Consider the following 17239-nt stretch of genomic DNA (forward strand, 5'->3'; position numbering starts at 1 on the left):
TCAAATGCGGCTTCACTCTCGGCTCTCCAGTCAGGCATGGCGCGCTTCCCTGATCACGAATCAGCACGCTAACAAATCTGCGACCAGCTCGAATCCCCCGCATCCGCGACTTTCTGACTCAGTAAGATTAGTTGATTGCAGATATGGGATCATAATAGAAAGGATTCCTGAGCAATTTTGCAGCTCGCTGCGCCTGTGGGACTTGGGTGAGACTTTCCGACTTCGTCCCTGGCCCTTTGGACCTCTTCTAACCCAATTGAATCTCGGCAGTGAATTTTTCGCTTGCGTTGAGACGCCCAAAACACTAGGCACCTCAACTCATTGCACAGTCCGGAGTGTAGCGCAGCCTGGTAGCGCATCTGGTTTGGGACCAGAGGGTCGGGAGTTCGAATCTCTCCACTCCGACCATTCTTCCGGTGTGTACGGCCCGGAGACATGGGTAACAGTTTGTACCTAAGACATGGTGGACTGTACCCCTCGGGTGAGACACTAATTAGGGACAGTTCTCCAGGTTTTGGATTGCGGCTGGGGGATCCTGGCGCAATCGCGTTAGGCCGGCTTCGTATTCATCCGGCGAGAGATAGTCGAGCGCGGAATGCAGGCGCTGCCTGTTGTAGACCCGCTCGATGAATTCGCCGATGCTTTTCTTGGCATCGATGATTTCGCGATAGGCTCGGCCATCGACCTCTTCCTCCTTCAGCGTTCGCATGAAGCGCTCAGCCTTGGCATTGTCATAAGGATTGCCAATCCGGCTCATGCTCGGCTGGATGCGATGTGCTGCAAGTCGTGCAGCGTATTCGGCGCAGGCATATTGCACGCCGCCATCGCTGTGATGGATGACGCTGCCCGGCGGAGGTCGGCGCACCGCAATCGCTTGCTCGAGCGCAGCGATCGCCAGCTCGGACTTGTCGACAGCCGTTCGAAGCGCCCACCAATTGGAAAAACGCTGATCGTCGACGCGCCCAGGAGCAAAATGCGGCAGCGTTGCACCACGGCCCCAACCCGCTTCGGCGGTGTCGATGAAAACCCGGAGGCGTGAGGGCGACGTCACCCATTTGTGGAAATGCGCGTAGCCGCCATAGAGCACCAGCGAGTGTGCGCGCTGCGGATAGGCCGCAGCGAAGCGGATCGCGATCGGCGCGCCCTCGGACACGCCGGCAAAATCGAAATGGGAGCCTGGCGATCACGCGGGCCATCTGCCTTGCGCTGGCGTCGCCGGCGCAAGGCGCGTCGTGCCCGGTCCTGTCGCCGCCAAGCATGCTCAAGCGACCGGCGGGCAGCCCGGGATGTCCGGGCGTGCCCCGCCTTCGGAAGCGTCAGCTGCGGATGAACGCCAGAAGATCCGGATTGATGATTTCCGGGTGGGTGGTGCACATGCCATGCGGCAGGCCCTTGTAGACCTTAAGCGTGCCGTACTTCACGAGCTTGGCCGCAAGCAAAGCCGAGTCGGCGATCGGCACGATCTGGTCGTCGTCGCCGTGCATGATCAGGACGGGCACGTCGAGCTTCTTGAGGTCGTCGGTGAAGTCGGTCTCGGAAAAAGCCTTGATGCAGTCGTAATGCGCCTTGGCGCCGCCCATCATGCCCTGGCGCCACCAATTGTCGACGGCCCCTTGCGAGACCTTGGCACCGTCGCGGTTGAAGCCGTAGAACGGGCCCGCCGGCACATCCCTGTAGAATTCGGCGCGGTTGGCGACCAGCGCGGCGCGGAAGCCGTCAAACACCTCAATCGGCAGGCCGCCCGGATTGCTGTCGGACTTGACCATGATCGGCGGCACCGCGCCGATCAGCACCGCCTTGGCGACGCGACCGCCGCCGCCATGCCGGGCGACATAACGTGCAACCTCGCCGCCGCCGGTGGAGTGGCCGATATGGATGGCGTTCTTCAGATCGAGATGCGCGACCAGGCCGGCGACGTCGGCGGCATAGGTGTCCATCTCGTTGCCGGTCGCGGTCTGTGACGAGCGGCCATGCCCGCGCCGGTCGTGGGCGATGACGCGATAGCCCTTCTCCAGGAAGAACAGCATCTGGTTGTCCCAGTCATCGGCGCTGAGCGGCCAGCCGTGATGGAACACGATCGGCTGGCCCTTGCCCCAATCCTTGTAGAAAATCTCGGTGCCGTCCGCTGTGGTGAACGTGCTCATCCATCGTACTCCTTGATCCATGGGTTGAATTGGGTGGTCCGTCGGGAAGGTGTTCGTTCCTTCTGTGGACAAAGCTATTACAGCGGAGTCATGGTGAGGATTGGCAAAACAGACATTGAACATGGCAAAACTGACAACGGAAACCTGACGGATGAGCACTGCGCGTGATGTGGTCGAAATCGGGCTTGTTGTGTATCCAGGCGTTCAGGAAGCGGCCGTCCTCGGCCTGACCGATCTCTTCCTGCTGGCCAACCGACTGGCTGCCGATCGGTCGCTGGATGCACTCAGGCTTCGCGTCAGCCATTGGCACTTGCAGGAGGGCGCCGTCATCCGTGCCTTTGACAGCGAGTTCGGGGACAGCGAGCCCGGGCAAAGCGAGCCAAGCCCGGGCAACGGACCCGCCATGGTCATCCTGCCTCCGACCCTTTTTGAGCCGATCGCTCGCGAGGCGGCCGCGCCCTATGCCGACTGGCTCAGGGCCTGCCATGCGGCAGGCGCGACGCTCGGCTCGGTCTGCGCCGGCGCCTTCGTGCTTGCCGAAAGCGGCCTGCTGTCGGGCCGGGCGGCGACCACGCACTGGGCCTATCGGGACGCTCTGGCGATGCGCTTTCCCGACATCCTGCTCGACGCCGACAAGCTGGTCATCGATGATGGCGACATCATCACCGCCGGCGGCTACATGGCCTGGACCGATCTCGGCCTGAAGCTGGTGGACAGGGTGCTTGGGCCGACCGTCATGATGGACACGGCGCGTTTCATGCTGGTGGACCCGCCGGGGCGCGAGCAACGCTTGTACAGCCCCTTTGCTCCCAGGCTGAACCATGGTGACGAGGCCATCCTCAAGGTGCAGCACTGGCTGCAGGCGAGAGGCGCGCGCGATGTGACGCTTGGCGCCATGGCAGAGCACGCCGGTCTGGAGGAGCGCACTTTCCTGCGCCGCTTCCGCAACGCCACCGGCCTCAGGCCGACCGAATACTGCCAGCACCTGCGCGTCGGCAAAGCGCGCGAGATGCTGGAAGCGACGACACGGTCCATCGACCAGATCGCCTGGGATGTCGGCTATGACGATCCCGGCTCCTTCAGGAAAGTGTTCGCCAGGGTAACCGGCCTGGTGCCGGGCGACTACCGCAGGCGCTTCGGCGTGGAACGAGCCGCCCTGCCCGGCGGCGAAAGCTGAGTTATGGCATGGTGGCGATCCTCGCACCCACTGGACGCCTGATGAAGGAGATCAGGCTTAAACGGAAGCCCACCTGAGGCGCCTCGCGCACCGCCGAGCGAGCGGTCCGAAAATGCCCCCGGGCAGCAATGAAATCGGATCGCGCCTATCGCCTTCGCTGCCGGGGTGGTTTAGCGTCCCATAAAATCAAGGAGCACGCGATGGCAGAAACCGATGTGGTCTCGCACTATGGCAGCAACGCAATTGCGGCTCGCATTCTGGCAGCGGTCGGCAAACAGGACGGAGGCGACCTGAGCCCAGAGATGCTCTTCCCCTACGACCAATTGCACGGCCGTGAATTGGCTGCCACCCGCGACCACGTCGAACGTCTGGCGCCACAGGACGATTGGCGGATAATCGATATCGGCAGCGGCGTCGGCGGACCTGCACGCTTCGTTGCGGCTATGACCGGCGCGAGGGTGACAGGCATCGACCTGACCCCGCAATTCGTCGAAGCATCGATTGAGCTGACGGCGCGCGTCGGGCTCTCGGAAAAGGCCGATTATGTCGTCGGGAATGCGACCGCCTTGCCGTTTGCCGATGGCAGTTTCGATGCAGCAATCTGCTTTTATGTCGGGATGAACGTTGCCGCCAAGACAGCGGTCCTGCAGGAGATCCAGCGTGTCTTGAAGCCCGGCGGCCGTTTGCTGTGGACCGAAGTCGTCGCCGGTAGCGGCGACCCTCAATTTCCGCTGCCATGGGCCAGAATGCCCGAGGCGAGCCACGTGGTCGACGCGACAACGCTGCGTCAGAATTTTTTGACGGCGGGATTTGAGATCCTCGATTGGGCCGACGAGACGGACGCTCATGTCGAGCTGGCGCTCGCGGCGCAACGGGCCGGCGTTAGGCCCACAGCGGAACAGATCGTCGTCAACGAGATCGTTTTGGGTGCGGACTTTGTCGAGCGACGCAGGAACTACATCAAGAGCCTTGCTGTGGGAGCGCTACGAAGTGTTGCCGTGCTGGCGCACACCAAAGCTCGATAGAGCCACAGGGACGCGGCCCGTCCCGACACACATCACCAGCGTCATCCGCTGAACATGCATCTGATGGCAAGCTCGCCGGGAAAAGAACCCCATCCGCCCCGTGTCCCGGCGAGCCTACACCTGATTTGGAACGCAATCAGGACCGGGATTAGCCGGCAAGCTCGTAGGTGCAAAACAGATGCCAGTCCTTGTTTCCCGAAATGGGACAGCGGCCAAGGCTTTTTTCCTTCTCCCTTCTTGTGGGAGGAGGTAAGTGCTCCCACCGCCTAGATCTCGAACTCGCCCTGCCCTTCATCCATGGCGCTAACGGTTTCGGCGGCGAGTGCGCGCGTGATCGGCGTCTTGCGCTCCAGCGCGGTGCGGTCGAGCCGCTCCACCACCCGCATGGCGGTGGCCAGCGAGCGCTCGATGCGGCGCACCAGATACTGCACGACATGCGGCTCGACCTCGACCTGGCGGTCGGCAAACAGCTTGGTGATGACGCCGGCCAGCAACAGGTCGTCCGGCTCGTGGATCTCGACCGTCGCCGCGGCCTTCAGCCTGGATGCAAGGTCGGGCAGCCTGACACCCCAGGCGGATGGAAAGCGTCGCGCGGTCAGCAGCAAGGTCGAGCCGGCGCCGCGCACGGCATTGATCAGATGGAACAGGTCCTGTTCGTCGACCGGGCCGGCATCGACATCGTCGATCAGAGCCGGGTGGGCGCCGAGATTTGCGATGCAGTCGGCGATGCGGTTTGCATCGACCTTCAAGGCGCCGGCGCGGGCCTGCCAGATCGAGGCCAGATGGGTCTTGCCGCAGCCGGCCGGGCCGGCAAGCACCACCACCGGTGAGGGCCAGTCCGGCCAGCGGTCGACCAGCGCCACCGCCTGGCTGTTGGTGCCGGAGACGACAAGCTCATCGCGCGAATAGCCGGTGCCGTGGCCAAGATCGAGCGGCAACTGGCGCGGCGTTTCGGGTTGGTCCGGCATGCGGCTCAGCGTGGACGGGGCTCGTTGCGGCGGCGAGCCGGCAGCGGCGGCACCGGCTCATCGGCGTGGCCCTTGTAGAGCGGCGATTCGAGATAGCGCGCTATGGCAAACCGCACCAGCACGGCAACGGCGGCCGAGGCCGGCACGGCGATCAGCAGGCCGACGAAGCCGAACAGCGCGCCGAAGGCAAACAGCGAAAACATCAGCCACACCGGATGCAGGCCGACGCTTTTGCCGACCAGCCTCGGCTGCAGGATGTTGCCCTCGATGAACTGACCGACAAAGAACACGCCGGCAACTGCGACCACCATGGTCCAGTCGGGCCAGAACTGGACGAAGGCGACGCCGACGGCGAGCACCAGCCCGGTCAGCGAGCCGACATAGGGGATGAAGGAGATCAGCCCGGCGAACAGGCCAATTAGGATGGCGAAATTGAGCCCGGTCAGCGTCAGGCCGGTGGCATACATGGCCCCTAACACCAGGCAGAGCGTGCCCTGGCCGCGCACGAAGCCGGCGGTAGCGGTGTTGATGTCCCTGGCGATCGCTCGCACCGTCTGGACGTAGTCGCGCGGCACCCAGCTGTCGACGATCGCCACCATGCGATCCCAGTCGAGCAGCATGTAGAAGGCGACGACCGGGGTGACCACGAACAGGCTGACCACCGAGACCAGCGCCACGCCGGAGCTCCAGATCGAGGTGAACACGGTAGTCAGCAGGCCGAAGCCGGAGGTCAGCAGCGAATTCAGCCCCTCGCGCAGGCCGCTGGCGTTGACGCCGAATTTCTCCTCCAGCCATTTCGGATCGAAGCTGGTGATCAGCGTCTGCAGCCTGGTCAGGTATTCCGGCAGCTTGCCGGCGAAATCGGCCATCTGCGTCGCCAGCACCGGGACAAGGATGACGAAGGCCAGCACCAGCACGACGATGAAGGCGATGAGAATGACCACCGTCGCCATCAGCCTGGACAGGCCGAGCCGCTGCAGCCGGTCGGCGACTGGATCGAGGAAATAGGCGAGCACCATGCCGGCGACGAAGGGCAGGAGAATGCCGCTGAAAACATAGAGGAAGATGGCGAGGATAATGGCGGTGATCAGCCAGAAACGGATCTGGCGGCGAAACGTCGCCGACGCCGCAGCCTCGGCTGCCGTCGCCTCGGCCTCCGCGTCGATGGACCGATCGTCAGGTGCCCGGTGTGGAGCCTTCGCCATAGCCGCTCATATGCCTCAGCCAAGCCACGAGATAGGCTGCGGCCGAAGCCACGGTCAAGACCCCGGACAGCAATATGAGCACCGGCCTCAGCGGATCGAAGCTGATGTCAAAGGCGAGCTCGCCCAGCACGATCGCCGCCAGCACGATCTGGATGGCGGTATTGGCCTTCGACACCAACAGCGGCTTCATCTCGACCGGATGGCTCATGACGGTGGACAAGACAACGGCGCAGACGATCAGTCCGTCGCGCGATACCATGGTGACGACCAGCCACAGCGGCAATTCGCCGATGAACCCCATCACCACGAACACCGAGACCAGCAGCAACTTGTCGGCCATCGGATCCAGATAGGCGCCGAGCCGCGAAAACTGGTTGAAATGGCGGGCGATGAAACCGTCGACGGCGTCGGAAATGCCGGCGATGAGGAAGCCGGCAAAGGCCCAGTCCCAGCGCGCCTGCAGCATGGCCAGCACCACGGCCGGCACCAGCACGAAGCGCATGATCGTGATCATGTTGGGGATGGTCAAACGCATGTCCCGTCGCTTTATGTTTTGATCATACATGATGGAGATGGAGCGCCGCGGCAAGGGAGAAGCGGTGCAGAAGCTGCTTGGCCACGCTATTGTCGCGCCGAAAAAGCCCGGCATTTCGTCGTCATCCTTGCGAGGCGCAGCCGTTCATGCGAAGAGCCCGGGAAAGCAGGAAAAGAGTGATGGGCAAGCGCAAGAACGGGCTCACCTATGCCGAGGCGGGTGTCGACATCGATGCCGGCAATCTGATGGTCGAGAAGATCAAGCCGCTGGTGCGGGCGACGCGCCGGCCGGGCGCCGATGGCGAGATCGGCGGTTTTGGCGGCCTGTTCGACCTCAAGGCCGCCGGCTTTGCCGATCCGGTGCTGGTCGCCGCCAATGACGGCGTCGGCACCAAGCTGAAGATCGCCATCGATGCCGGCAAGCACGACACGATCGGCATCGACCTCGTCGCCATGTGCGTCAACGACATCGTCGTGCAGGGCGCCGAGCCGCTGTTCTTCCTCGACTATTTCGCCACCGGCAAGCTCGACCCCGACCAGGGAGCCTCGATCGTCGGCGGCATCGCCGCGGGTTGCCGGCAGGCCGGCTGCGCGCTGATCGGCGGCGAGACGGCGGAAATGCCGGGCATGTATCACGGCAAGGACTACGATCTTGCCGGCTTTGCCGTGGGCGCGGCCGAACGCGGCCAGCTGCTGCCCACAGACGACATCGTCGAGGGCGACGTGCTGCTCGGCCTCGCCTCCTCCGGCCTGCACTCGAACGGCTTTTCTCTGGTCCGCCGCATTGTCGCGACAAGCGGGCTCAACTGGAGCGATCCGGCGCCGTTCAATGACGAGGCCACGCTGGCCGAGGCGCTGCTCGAACCGACCCGCATCTACGTCAAGTCGATCCTGAAGGCCATCCGTAACACGCACGGCATCAAGGCGCTCGCCCACATTACCGGTGGCGGCTTTCCCGAAAACATCCCGCGCGTCCTGCCTAAGGACTTTTCGGCCGAACTCGACCTCGACGCCATTGAGGTGCCGCCGGTGTTCTCGTGGCTGGCGAAGAGCGGCGGCGTGGCGGCGGAAGAGATGATGCGCACCTTCAACTGCGGCATCGGCATGATCCTCGCCGTCGCCTCCGGCCAGGCGGCGCAGGTCGCGGCCGTCTTGCAGGAGGCCGGCGAGACGGTGACGCCGATCGGCCGCATCGTGCCGCGCCGCGACGCCGGCGTGATCTATAGGGGCTCGATCGGCCTATGAGAAAAAAACGCACGGTAGTGCTGATCTCGGGACGCGGCTCCAACATGACCGCGCTCATCGCGGCGGCCAGCGACCCGGCCTATCCGGCCGAGATCGTCGGCGTCATCTCCGACCGTCCTAACGCCGCCGGCCTCGCCATCGCCACGGCGCGCGGCATCGCCACCAAGGTGATTTCGCGCTCCGACCATGCCAGCAAGGAAGCCCATGACGGGGCGATCGACGCTGCCCTTGTTTCGTTCGGCGCCGAGATCGTGGCGCTGGCCGGCTATATGCGCATCCTCGGTGCACGTTTCGTCGAGAAATGGCAGGGCCGGATGATCAATATCCACCCTGCCCTGTTGCCGGCCTTCAAGGGCCTCGACACCCACGCCCGGGCGCTGCGCGCCGGCATGCGCATCCATGGCTGCACGGTGCATTTCGTCACGCTGGACATGGACGGCGGGCCGATCATCGCCCAGGCCGCCGTGCCGGTGATGGTCGGCGATAATGAGGACACCCTGGCGGCGCGCGTGCTCAAGGCCGAGCACCGGCTCTATCCGCTGGCTCTGGGGTTGGTCGCCGAAGGCAAGGCACGCATGGAAGGCGACCGCACCGTCTTTGCCCGTTTCGCCGACGATGCCGACAACAGCACTTCCGTAGTGATGGCGCCCGACCCGCTGCGCGAGGAGGCCGATCTCGAGCACCTGGCGCGGATCACGCCCTGAGAAGGATTCATGCAATCATAATTTGATTGCAATTCCGGCCATATTCGCCTATCTGTGCTTGCATGAACAGCAAGCACAAGCGCGTGCTCAAAGCGATATTCACCGATCCGATCTCAGGCAGCATCGAATGGATCGCTATCGAAACATTGCTGATTGCAGTCGGTTGCCAGGTAATTGAGGGAAGCGGTTCGCGCGTGCGTTTTGTGTTCAAGGGCGAGGTCGAAACCTTCCATCGACCACACCCGTCAAAGGAAGCGAAACGATATCAGGTGCGAGATGCTCGCCAATTCCTGTCGAGGATCGGAGTGAAGCCATGAATGCGATGACCTACAGGGGCTATTCCGCCCGCGTCGATTATGACGACGACGACGAGATTTTCTTCGGCCGAATTGCCGGAATTCGCGACGGTGTGTCGTTCCATGCGGAAACGGTTGCGGGACTGAAAGCAGCCTTCCATGAAGCCGTGGACGATTATATCGAAACCTGCGCGAAAATCGGCAAGTCCCCGCAAAAGCCCTATTCCGGCAATCTCATGCTGCGCGTCGACCCGTCGGTCCACTCGAAAGTAGCGCTGGCAGCGGAAGTTGCTGGCAAGAGCCTGAACCAGTGGGGAGAAGAGGTCTTGCGCGAGGCTGCCGACAAGCAGATCGCCTGAATCCAGGCGCCTTGCCACTATCGGCGTTGAAGCCCAAAGGCCGGATCAATGAAGCAACTGCTGCTGCTGCGTCATGCCAAGTCGAGTTGGGACGATCCTGACCTTATCGACTTCGACCGGCCGCTTGCGGGGCGCGGGCAGAAGGCTGCTCTGCGGGTCGGGCGCGAACTGGCCAGGCGCGGCTGGCTGCCGGACCTGGCGCTGGTGTCGCCGGCGTTGCGCACCCGCGACACATGGCGGCTGGTCTCGGCGGAATTGCCGGGCAAAACACCCGCCAAATTTGCCCAGGCACTCTACGAGGCCAGCGCGGCAGATATTCTCGCCAAGGTGCGGCAGGCAAATTCATCAACCGCCAGCCTGTTGGTGCTCGGCCACAATCCCGGCCTGGAGGAATTCGCACGCCGCCTTGCCGGCACCGGATCGGATGAAGCGGCGCTCAGAAAGCTTGAGGAAAAATTCCCGACCACGGCCGTTGCCCGTTTCGTTTTCGACGGTGACTGGGCACAGCTCGCCCTCGGCGCCGCCCGGCTGACGCACTGCATCAGGCCGAAGGATCTGCGGTAGCGAATATCGGCTGACAGGTTGGAGGGACGGGATCGCCCGCGGTTTACGTGTTCCCATCCAAAAAAAGGCGGCGGGGCAAGCCCGCCGCTTCATATTCAGAGATTAAAAAAATCAGTTGCCCCAGATGCCCTGGCCGGGCTCAACTGGCCAGGCTTCGGTGATACCCGGTCCGGTCATCATCCTGGTGTCGACGCCGTCATGCCGACCCATGGCCGGCCTGCGGACGGAAGCCACGAACGCGTTGTCGACATTGGCAACAAGCGCGGCCGGATGGTTTGCATTATCGGAGCCGTAGTGGTCGCTGCCAGCAAAGGCGCTGCCCGTGGCAACGAGCATAGCGGTGGTGATTAGTGAGATCCTGGTCATTTCAACCGTCCCTGATCTTTCGAGGATCAAATGGTCGTCGCCGCGATCAACGGCCCCAAATGCCGTCGTTATTGTGCCTGGCGATGATGTCCAGGACGCCTTGGCCGAATCCGGTCGTTATCATGGTGTCGACGCCGCTAGGTTGCGCCGTGTCCGGCTTGCGGACGGAAGCCGTGAACGCATTGTCGACATTGGCAACCGGCTGGTTTGCATTATCGGAGCCGTAGTGGTCGCTGCCAGCAAAGGCGCTGCCCGTGGCAACGAAAATGGCGGCTGCTGTAAGAACGATCCTGGTCATTTTCAGTGTTTCCTTTGTTCTGTCTGTCAGTCGGCGCCTTGGGAGGATGGCCCGCTACCAACAAGACCCTGGACGGCCCGGTTTTATTCCCGGATGCGGAGATGTTTTTGCGTATTGCCGGGATTCGAAGGACCTGCCCGACCTCGTGTAGGTGTCGGTGGCGAAGGATTTGCGTGGTGTGCGGCTCTGTCTTGATCGGGGAGGATTGCAGCCTTGATTGAGTGTGGCCGAAGGATTTGTGCTCTACCTGCGTCTTCACAAAAACAAGAACGGCGGGCCTAGCCCGCCGCTCTTTGTATAATTTCCGGGGTTTGAAGAATTAGCGGCCCCAGATGCCCTGGCCGGATTCGGCCGGACCGGATTGGGTCGCGCCGGGTACAGCCGAAGCGCCATACTGGGTCTCCACCCTGGGGTTGACGGCACTGTGCTGACCCGTGGTGACCAGCCTGCTGATCGAACCCGTGAACGTGTTGTCGACATTGCCAACAGACGTGGCCGGGCCAACAGGCGCGGCCGGCTGGTTGACGCCGTCCGAACCATAATGATCGCTGGCGGCAAAAGCAGTGCCGGTAGCAAGGAGGAAGGCGGCGGCGGTGAGAGCAATCTTGGTCATTTCAGATACTCCAGTATTTTCATGTTTTCGTTTTCTTGTCCGTCAAGAGGCGTGCCTTGGGAGGAATTCGCGTTGTTCGGACACCCCCGAGGTGGGTTGGCAGTGCTGCAGTTTCCAATCACGAAGATGTTGAGCCCGTGCGCCGAATCGCGCGCTTGAAATCCGCCGTAAAGCTCCCTTCGCCACAATCTTTGTCAGCATTATCAGGTTGTTACGAGATTTGGCTGTCGCAGGACGAGTGCATTTCCTGAGCCGGCGTTCACAAGGTCTTGCACGCTGAGTTAACAGAAAACGAACCGATCGGTTCGATTTATTACAACTTGGTAAGAATCACGCTGAAGGTTTGCTTGAGGCGCCCCTCTGTCCTGCCGGACATCTCCCCCACTTGATCGGCTGGGGCAAGGCCGGCGATCCCGTCAAAGCGCCCGCAGCCAGACCTTGTTGTCGTGGAGCGCCGCGCCGCCATAGGGTGCCGGTGCGTCGGCGCCGGTCAGCACGTTGATGCCCTCGCCGCGCTCGTGGGCGCTGTTCGGCCAGATGCCTTCGGCGACCACTACGCCGCGCTTGATGCCGTTGAAGAGTTTGGCGTGCAGCACCACCTCGCCGCGCGCATTGCCGACCTCGACACGGCCGCCGTCGGCAAGCCCGAGTGCCGCCGCGTCGTCGGGATGCAGCAACAGTCCAGGCCGGCCCTCTTTGGCCCTCGACACCGGCGTCTCCGAAAAAGTCGAGTTGAGGAAATTGCGCGCCGGCGATGTCGTCAGCCGGAACGGATGCGCCTCGTCCGCCACCTCGATCAGGTCGACGTGGTCGGGGAAGACAGGCAGGCTTTCCACCGGTCCGAACAGGCCCATGCTTTTCGGCGGCCGGTTGGGCGCGGCCTGCCCAGTCCAGTCGGCACGGAAATGGAATTTTCCGTCTGCGTGGCCAAATCCGCTGATGAAATGCGCAGCCTCGAAATCCGGCTGCAAGTCGACCCATTTATCTTCCTTCAGAGAGGCAAAGCTGCCCAGCCCGCGCTTGCCCAAAATGATGTCGATATGCTGCTGCTCAGTGAGCCCGAAGCCCGGCCTATCGGCGACGCCGAGCCGTTTGCCGAGTTCCTCAATGACGAAATGGTTGGCGCGCGGCCCTTCCGGTGGATCGATCAGCTTCGGCCCCAGCGTGATGTGCTGGTTGCCGCCGCCCTTGTAGATGTCGTCGTGCTCGAGGAACATGGTCGCCGGCAGCACGACATCAGCTAGTTTCGCGGTGTCGGTCATGAACTGCTCGTGCACGCAGGAAAACAAATCGTCGCGCAAGAAACCCTGCTTCACCAGCCGCTGCTCAGGCGCGACATTGACCGGATTGGTGTTCTGGACCAGCAGCGCCGTCACCGGCGGGCCGCCATAAAGCGCATCCACCGCCCCAGTCAGCACCGGGCCGATGCGCGAATGGTCGAGATGGCGGATATTGGGGTCGCGCATCCGTGTGCCTTCGAGCACATCCTGGTTGAGCTTGAAGATACCCGAATTGGAATGGAAGGCGCCACCGCCCTCGTACTGCCAGCAGCCGGTGACCGCGGCGATCGAGGCCGCGGCGTGCATGTTGACCGAGCCGTTGCGCTGGCGCGAGAAGCCGTAGCCGAGGCGGAAGTAAGTCTTCTTCGTCTGGCCGACGAGGCGGGCGAAGGCCTCGATCTCCGCGACCGTGAGCCCGGTGATATCAGCCGCCCACGCAGGCGTCCTTGTCCTGACATGCGCTTCCAGCCCATGCGGGTCATCGGTATATTTCTGGAGATAGGCGCGGTCGGCCATGTCGTCGCGGAACAGCACATGCATGACCGCGCAAGCCAGCGCGCCATCGGTGCCGGGCTTCAGCACCAGGCCAAGATCGGCCTGCTTAACAGTGGCGTTTTCGTAGACGTCGATGACGACGATCTTGGCGCCGCGCTCCTTGCGCGCCTTGGTCGCATGGGTCATGACGTTGACCTGCGTGACCACGGCATTGGTGCCCCAGATCACCACGCAGTCGGATTTCGCCATCTCGCGCGGATCGGGCCCGCGCAGCGCGCCCGCCCCCATCATCCAGCCGGTCCAGGCCAGGTTGGTGCAGATCGAACCGAAGAAGCCGGAGTATTTTTTCGCGTGCCTGAGCCGCTCGATGCCGTCGCGCTGCACCAGCCCCATCGTGCCGGCATAGTAATAGGGCCAGACCGTTTCGCTGCCGTGTTTCTCTTCCGCGGCTATGAACTTTTCGGCGACGAGGTCGAGCGCTGCCTCCCAGCTTGCTTCCTTCCAGGCGCCCTCGCCCTTGCCGCCGGCACGGATCAGCGGCTTCTTGAGCCGGTCGGGATGATGGATGCGATCGGCATAGCGGGCGACCTTGGCGCAGATGACGCCGGCCGTGTAGCTATTGGCCTTGGCGCCATGGATACGGCCGATGCGCTTTTCATCGAGCAACTCGACCTCGAGCGCGCAGGTCGACGGGCAATCATGCGGGCAGGTCGAATTGCCGATCCTGAGCTTGGCGTGCTGATTCATGGGGCGAGGTTAGTGGGTTCCGTGGGTGAGGTGTAGGGCCAGAGGCAACGCTCGCTCTGGATCGCCGCGCGCCTCCGGCCACTGTCTGAGTGTCGCCACGGTGCAAAACCTTGAGCTGGTTATGTGTCGCCAATATTCTTGAGCAGCGCATTATAGGCACCGCATTTTGGACAGTGCATGTGGCGCTCGACATGGGTTGTTCCTGCCCCGGCATCGATGACCAGCAGATTGCCGTCTCCACATTCAGGGCATTTTACGACAGCTTCGAAATTGATTGCCAAAATACTGGCAGCTTTGATCCACAGGTTTGTCGACATGCCCCTACTCCGCCGTGCCTTCCTCATATTCCGCCGACATCGACAGCCATTTTTCCTCATGGCTGGCGAGCGTCTGGGCCAGCTGTGAGCGCTCCTTGGCCAGCCGTGTCGCGGTCGAGGGGTCCTTTTCATAGACCGCCGGATTGGCGAGCTCGTCTTCGATCAGATCGATGCGCTTGCGGATGCGGTCCATCAGCGCCTCGGTGGCGCGGATTTCCTTGGCCAGCGGTTCGAAGGCGGCGCGGCGCTGGGCCGCCTCGCGGCGACGATCGGCCTTGGAGGCTTTTTCCGCCTCGCGCCGCTCACGGCGATCGCCGGACACGCCGGTGACCAGCGTCTTGTAGTCATCGAGATCACCGTCATAGGGATTGACCGCGCCGTCCTTGACCAACCACAGCCGGTCGGCGGTTGCCTCGAGCAGATGGCGGTCATGCGAGATCAGGATCACCGCGCCGGGAAATTCGTTCAGCGCGTGGATCAGCGATTCACGGCTGTCGATGTCGAGGTGGTTGGTCGGCTCGTCGAGGATGAACAGATTCGGACCCTCGAAGGCCGACAGGCCCATCAGCAGCCGCGCCTTCTCGCCGCCCGACAGGTCCTTGGCGGCGGTGTTCATCTTCTCGGTGGTGAGGCCGAACTGGGCGACGCGGCCGCGCACCTTTGATTCCGGCGCCTCCGGCATCAGCCGGCGGACATGCTCATAGGCGTTCTCCTCGGGCCGGAGATCGTCGAGCTGGTGCTGGGCAAAGATCGCCACCTTCAGTCCGGGCGCCACGGTCATGGTGCCGATCTCCTGCGTCAGCCGGCCGGACAAAAGTTTGGCGAAGGTCGACTTGCCGTTGCCGTTGGCGCCGAGCAGCGCGATGCGGTCGTCGGCATCGATGCGCAGCGTCATCTTCTTCAAGATAGGCTCGCCGGGCGTATAGCCGACATTGACGTTGTTCAGCGCGATGATCGGCGAGGCCACCGTCTTCACCGGTTCGGGGAAGGAGAACGGCCGCACCGTGTCGTTGACGATGGCGGCGATCGGCTTCATCTTCTCCAGCGCCTTGATGCGCGACTGCGCTTGTCTCGCCTTGGAAGCTTTGGCGCGGAAGCGCTCGACGAAGGACTCCATGTGCTTGCGCGCGGCTTCCTGCTTGACGCGGCCCTTCTCCTGCAATTCGCGCTGCTCGGTGTATTGCCGCTCGAACTGGTCGTAGCCACCGCGCCAGAAGGTCAGCTTCTTCTGGTCGAGATGGACGATCGAGTTGACGGCGCGGTTGAGCAAATCGCGGTCGTGCGAGATCAGCAGCACGGTGTGCGGGTATTTCGACACATAGTTTTCCAGCCACAGCGTGCCTTCGAGATCGAGATAGTTGGTCGGCTCGTCGAGCAGCAGAAGATCGGGCTCGGCAAACAGCACCGCGGCGAGTGCGACGCGCATGCGCCAGCCGCCGGAGAAGGACGAGGCCGGACGCCGTTGTGCTGCGTCGTCGAAGCCGAGGCCGGCGAGGATGGTGGCGGCTCGCGATTCCGCCGAATGGGCGTCGATGTCGGCCAGCCGCATGTGGATGTCGGCGATGCGGTGCGGATCGGTCGCCGTCTTTTCCTCTTCGAGCAAAGCGGTGCGTTCAAGGTCGGCCTTGAGCACGATCTCGATCAGCGGATCCTCGGTGCCGGGCGCTTCCTGCGCCACCTGGCCGATGCGCGTGTTCTTGGGCAGGCTGATCGAGCCGGTCTCGGAGGCGAGGTCGCCGGTGATCGCCTTGAACAAGGTCGTCTTGCCGGTGCCGTTGCGGCCGACGAGACCTGCCTTGGTGCCGGCCGGCAAGGTCAGCGAAGCATGGTCGAGAAGCAGGCGTCCGGCCATGCGGAGCGAAAGGTCATTGATGATAAGCATAGCCGCGCTTTTGCACGGACATCGGCGCTTCGCAAGAGCTTGAGCGCCGGTCGGCCTGATAAGGCACGAAAACGGCCGGCCGCGGCGATGAGGGATTTCCGGGAACCAGTTGCAAGCCAGGAACGTTTGCGCCGGATGATCCGGCATTTCGCTTTTGCCCTGATCCTTGTCCAGGTCGCCGCGGCGGCGGCGCTGGCGACGCAGGTGCTGCTGTTCAGCAGCGCGAATGCTCGCGACGAGGCGACCTCGCAGGCTCAGCCGGTAGCCGCAGACAAAGCGTGCGAGCCGGCGTTGCGGCCCAACATCCACGACCGTTGCTTGCCGCACGTCAAGCCAAAGGTGCTGACACTCGTGCTCAGCGCCGAACGGTAATCCTTGGGCGATGCGCTCTGCCCGACTGGCCCAATTCATTTCCCATAGAGCGACGGGAACCTTTCCGGGTTAAGAGAGTTTGTGGCCGGGATTCGGGGGGCGCGGATGAAAGAGGGAAATTTCCGTGCAGATTGTCAGCGGGCTTTTTGACACCCACGATCAAGCAGCGCGCGCGGTCGACGCGCTCGAAGCGGCGGGCATTGCCCGCGACGACATAAGCGTCGTCGGACCGACCCTGGACGAAGCCAGCACTGCGGCTGCCAGTGCCGGCGCCGGCGCAGCCGTCGGCGCCGGCGCCGGCCTGCTTGCCGCCCTTGGGGCCATCACCCTTCCCGGCATCGGTGCTGTCGTCGGCGCGGGATGGCTGGCCTCGACCGCCATCGGTGCCGCTGCCGGCAGCGTGGCAGGCAGCCTTATCGGCACGCTTACCGATGCAGTCGCCGGCGAGCGCGATGCCCGCTACGCGGAAGGCGTCATATTGGTGACCGCCCGTGTCGACGAGACACAGGCCGAGGGCGCCCAGGCAATCCTTGCAGGGTCGGTTCGGGCGACGCCGTCCTTCGTCGAGGCGGCATGAGTTTCAATCGGAGGTTAGCTGGCCACGACCCGCCCGTGGCGGTCACTGAATGCATGTAACTGTATACATGT

At 63.1% G+C, this 17239-nt stretch carries 20 protein-coding genes and 1 tRNA gene; 10 read left to right on the forward strand and 11 right to left on the reverse strand.

Annotation, left to right across the window (positions count from 1 at the left end):
• Positions 1 to 331: 331 nt before the first annotated feature.
• Positions 332 to 408, forward strand: a tRNA-Pro gene (locus tag EN859_RS02765).
• An 85-nt stretch (positions 409 to 493) separates the two neighbouring features.
• Here the strand turns inward: EN859_RS02765 and EN859_RS02770 are convergent.
• A complete protein-coding gene (locus tag EN859_RS02770; protein ID WP_127856047.1) occupies positions 494 to 1153 on the reverse strand; it encodes an integrase core domain-containing protein in 660 nt (219 codons plus the stop codon).
• Between the two features lie 163 nt (positions 1154 to 1316).
• Positions 1317 to 2144: an alpha/beta hydrolase gene (locus EN859_RS02775; RefSeq protein WP_189501650.1), complete on the reverse strand. Its 828-nt coding sequence runs from the start codon at positions 2142 to 2144 to the stop codon at positions 1317 to 1319.
• Between the two features lie 151 nt (positions 2145 to 2295).
• On the opposite strand from EN859_RS02775, the gene EN859_RS02780 reads away from it, so the two are divergent.
• Positions 2296 to 3321 (forward strand): GlxA family transcriptional regulator, encoded by a 1026-nt coding sequence (locus tag EN859_RS02780; protein WP_127856049.1) that lies wholly within the window; start codon positions 2296 to 2298, stop codon positions 3319 to 3321.
• A 200-nt stretch (positions 3322 to 3521) separates the two neighbouring features.
• Entirely contained in the window at positions 3522 to 4346 is an 825-nt protein-coding gene (locus tag EN859_RS02785) for a class I SAM-dependent methyltransferase (RefSeq protein WP_127856050.1), read from the forward strand.
• 266 nt (positions 4347 to 4612) lie between these two features.
• On the opposite strand, the gene hdaA is transcribed toward EN859_RS02785, so the two are convergent.
• Genes hdaA through EN859_RS02800 form a run of 3 tightly spaced genes read right to left on the reverse strand, consistent with a single transcriptional unit; the run spans position 4613 to position 7048 of the window.
• Positions 4613 to 5314, reverse strand: a complete 702-nt coding sequence (hdaA, locus tag EN859_RS02790) for a DnaA regulatory inactivator HdaA (RefSeq protein WP_127856051.1) — start codon at positions 5312 to 5314, stop codon at positions 4613 to 4615.
• Between the two features lie 5 nt (positions 5315 to 5319).
• Positions 5320 to 6519, reverse strand: a complete 1200-nt coding sequence (locus EN859_RS02795) for an AI-2E family transporter (RefSeq protein ID WP_127856052.1) — start codon at positions 6517 to 6519, stop codon at positions 5320 to 5322.
• The gene (locus EN859_RS02800; protein WP_127856133.1) at positions 6491 to 7048 is read right to left on the reverse strand and encodes a CDP-alcohol phosphatidyltransferase family protein; all 558 of its coding nucleotides are present in this window, start codon (positions 7046 to 7048) and stop codon (positions 6491 to 6493) included. Before EN859_RS02800 ends, EN859_RS02795 begins: the two co-directional genes overlap by 29 nt.
• 185 nt (positions 7049 to 7233) lie before the next feature.
• Between EN859_RS02800 and purM the strand changes: the two genes are divergently transcribed.
• The 5 genes from purM to EN859_RS02825 all read left to right on the forward strand — a co-directional run bounded on the left by purM (position 7234) and on the right by EN859_RS02825 (position 10221).
• Positions 7234 to 8298 carry a phosphoribosylformylglycinamidine cyclo-ligase gene (purM, locus tag EN859_RS02805; RefSeq protein ID WP_127856053.1) on the forward strand — a complete coding sequence of 355 codons (1065 nt, stop codon included), beginning with the start codon at positions 7234 to 7236 and terminating at the stop codon, positions 8296 to 8298.
• Positions 8295 to 9002, forward strand: a complete 708-nt coding sequence (gene purN / locus EN859_RS02810; RefSeq protein ID WP_127856054.1) for a phosphoribosylglycinamide formyltransferase — start codon at positions 8295 to 8297, stop codon at positions 9000 to 9002. The genes purM and purN overlap by 4 nt, the downstream gene beginning before the upstream one ends.
• A gap of 62 nt (positions 9003 to 9064) precedes the next feature.
• Positions 9065 to 9319, forward strand: a complete 255-nt coding sequence (locus tag EN859_RS02815; protein ID WP_127856055.1) for a type II toxin-antitoxin system HicA family toxin — start codon at positions 9065 to 9067, stop codon at positions 9317 to 9319.
• Positions 9316 to 9657, forward strand: coding sequence for a type II toxin-antitoxin system HicB family antitoxin (locus EN859_RS02820; RefSeq protein ID WP_127856056.1), 342 nt, complete (start codon positions 9316 to 9318; stop codon positions 9655 to 9657). Before EN859_RS02815 ends, EN859_RS02820 begins: the two co-directional genes overlap by 4 nt.
• Before the next feature lie 48 nt (positions 9658 to 9705).
• Entirely contained in the window at positions 9706 to 10221 is a 516-nt protein-coding gene (locus EN859_RS02825) for a histidine phosphatase family protein (RefSeq protein WP_127856057.1), read from the forward strand.
• Positions 10222 to 10332: 111 nt separating this feature from the next.
• On the opposite strand, the gene EN859_RS02830 is transcribed toward EN859_RS02825, so the two are convergent.
• The 6 genes from EN859_RS02830 to EN859_RS02855 all read right to left on the reverse strand — a co-directional run bounded on the left by EN859_RS02830 (position 10333) and on the right by EN859_RS02855 (position 16219).
• Complete coding sequence (locus EN859_RS02830) at positions 10333 to 10587, reverse strand: DUF680 domain-containing protein (RefSeq protein WP_127856058.1); 255 nt, start codon at positions 10585 to 10587, stop codon at positions 10333 to 10335.
• 46 nt (positions 10588 to 10633) lie between these two features.
• Positions 10634 to 10885, reverse strand: a complete 252-nt coding sequence (locus EN859_RS02835) for a DUF680 domain-containing protein (RefSeq protein ID WP_127856059.1) — start codon at positions 10883 to 10885, stop codon at positions 10634 to 10636.
• A 319-nt stretch (positions 10886 to 11204) separates the two neighbouring features.
• A complete protein-coding gene (locus EN859_RS02840; RefSeq protein WP_127856060.1) occupies positions 11205 to 11498 on the reverse strand; it encodes a DUF680 domain-containing protein in 294 nt (97 codons plus the stop codon).
• A gap of 416 nt (positions 11499 to 11914) precedes the next feature.
• A complete protein-coding gene (locus EN859_RS02845) occupies positions 11915 to 14020 on the reverse strand; it encodes a molybdopterin oxidoreductase family protein (RefSeq protein ID WP_127856061.1) in 2106 nt (701 codons plus the stop codon).
• A 119-nt stretch (positions 14021 to 14139) separates the two neighbouring features.
• Positions 14140 to 14337 carry a hypothetical protein gene (locus tag EN859_RS02850; RefSeq protein ID WP_127856062.1) on the reverse strand — a complete coding sequence of 66 codons (198 nt, stop codon included), beginning with the start codon at positions 14335 to 14337 and terminating at the stop codon, positions 14140 to 14142.
• Positions 14338 to 14341: 4 nt separating this feature from the next.
• Entirely contained in the window at positions 14342 to 16219 is a 1878-nt protein-coding gene (locus EN859_RS02855) for an ABC-F family ATP-binding cassette domain-containing protein (RefSeq protein WP_127856063.1), read from the reverse strand.
• Here EN859_RS02855 and EN859_RS02860 point away from each other — a divergent pair.
• Both EN859_RS02860 and EN859_RS02865 read left to right on the forward strand, forming a co-directional pair.
• On the forward strand, positions 16163 to 16591 hold the full coding sequence (locus EN859_RS02860; protein ID WP_127856064.1) for a hypothetical protein: 429 nt from the start codon (positions 16163 to 16165) through the stop codon (positions 16589 to 16591). The two genes, EN859_RS02855 and EN859_RS02860, sit on opposite strands and share 57 nt — an antisense overlap.
• Before the next feature lie 124 nt (positions 16592 to 16715).
• Positions 16716 to 17168: a general stress protein gene (locus EN859_RS02865; RefSeq protein ID WP_127856065.1), complete on the forward strand. Its 453-nt coding sequence runs from the start codon at positions 16716 to 16718 to the stop codon at positions 17166 to 17168.
• Positions 17169 to 17239 lie beyond the last annotated feature (71 nt).

The sequence above is a fragment of the Mesorhizobium sp. M00.F.Ca.ET.216.01.1.1 genome (assembly GCF_004010325.2).
In the GTDB taxonomy this organism is placed as follows: Bacteria; Pseudomonadota; Alphaproteobacteria; order Rhizobiales; family Rhizobiaceae; genus Mesorhizobium.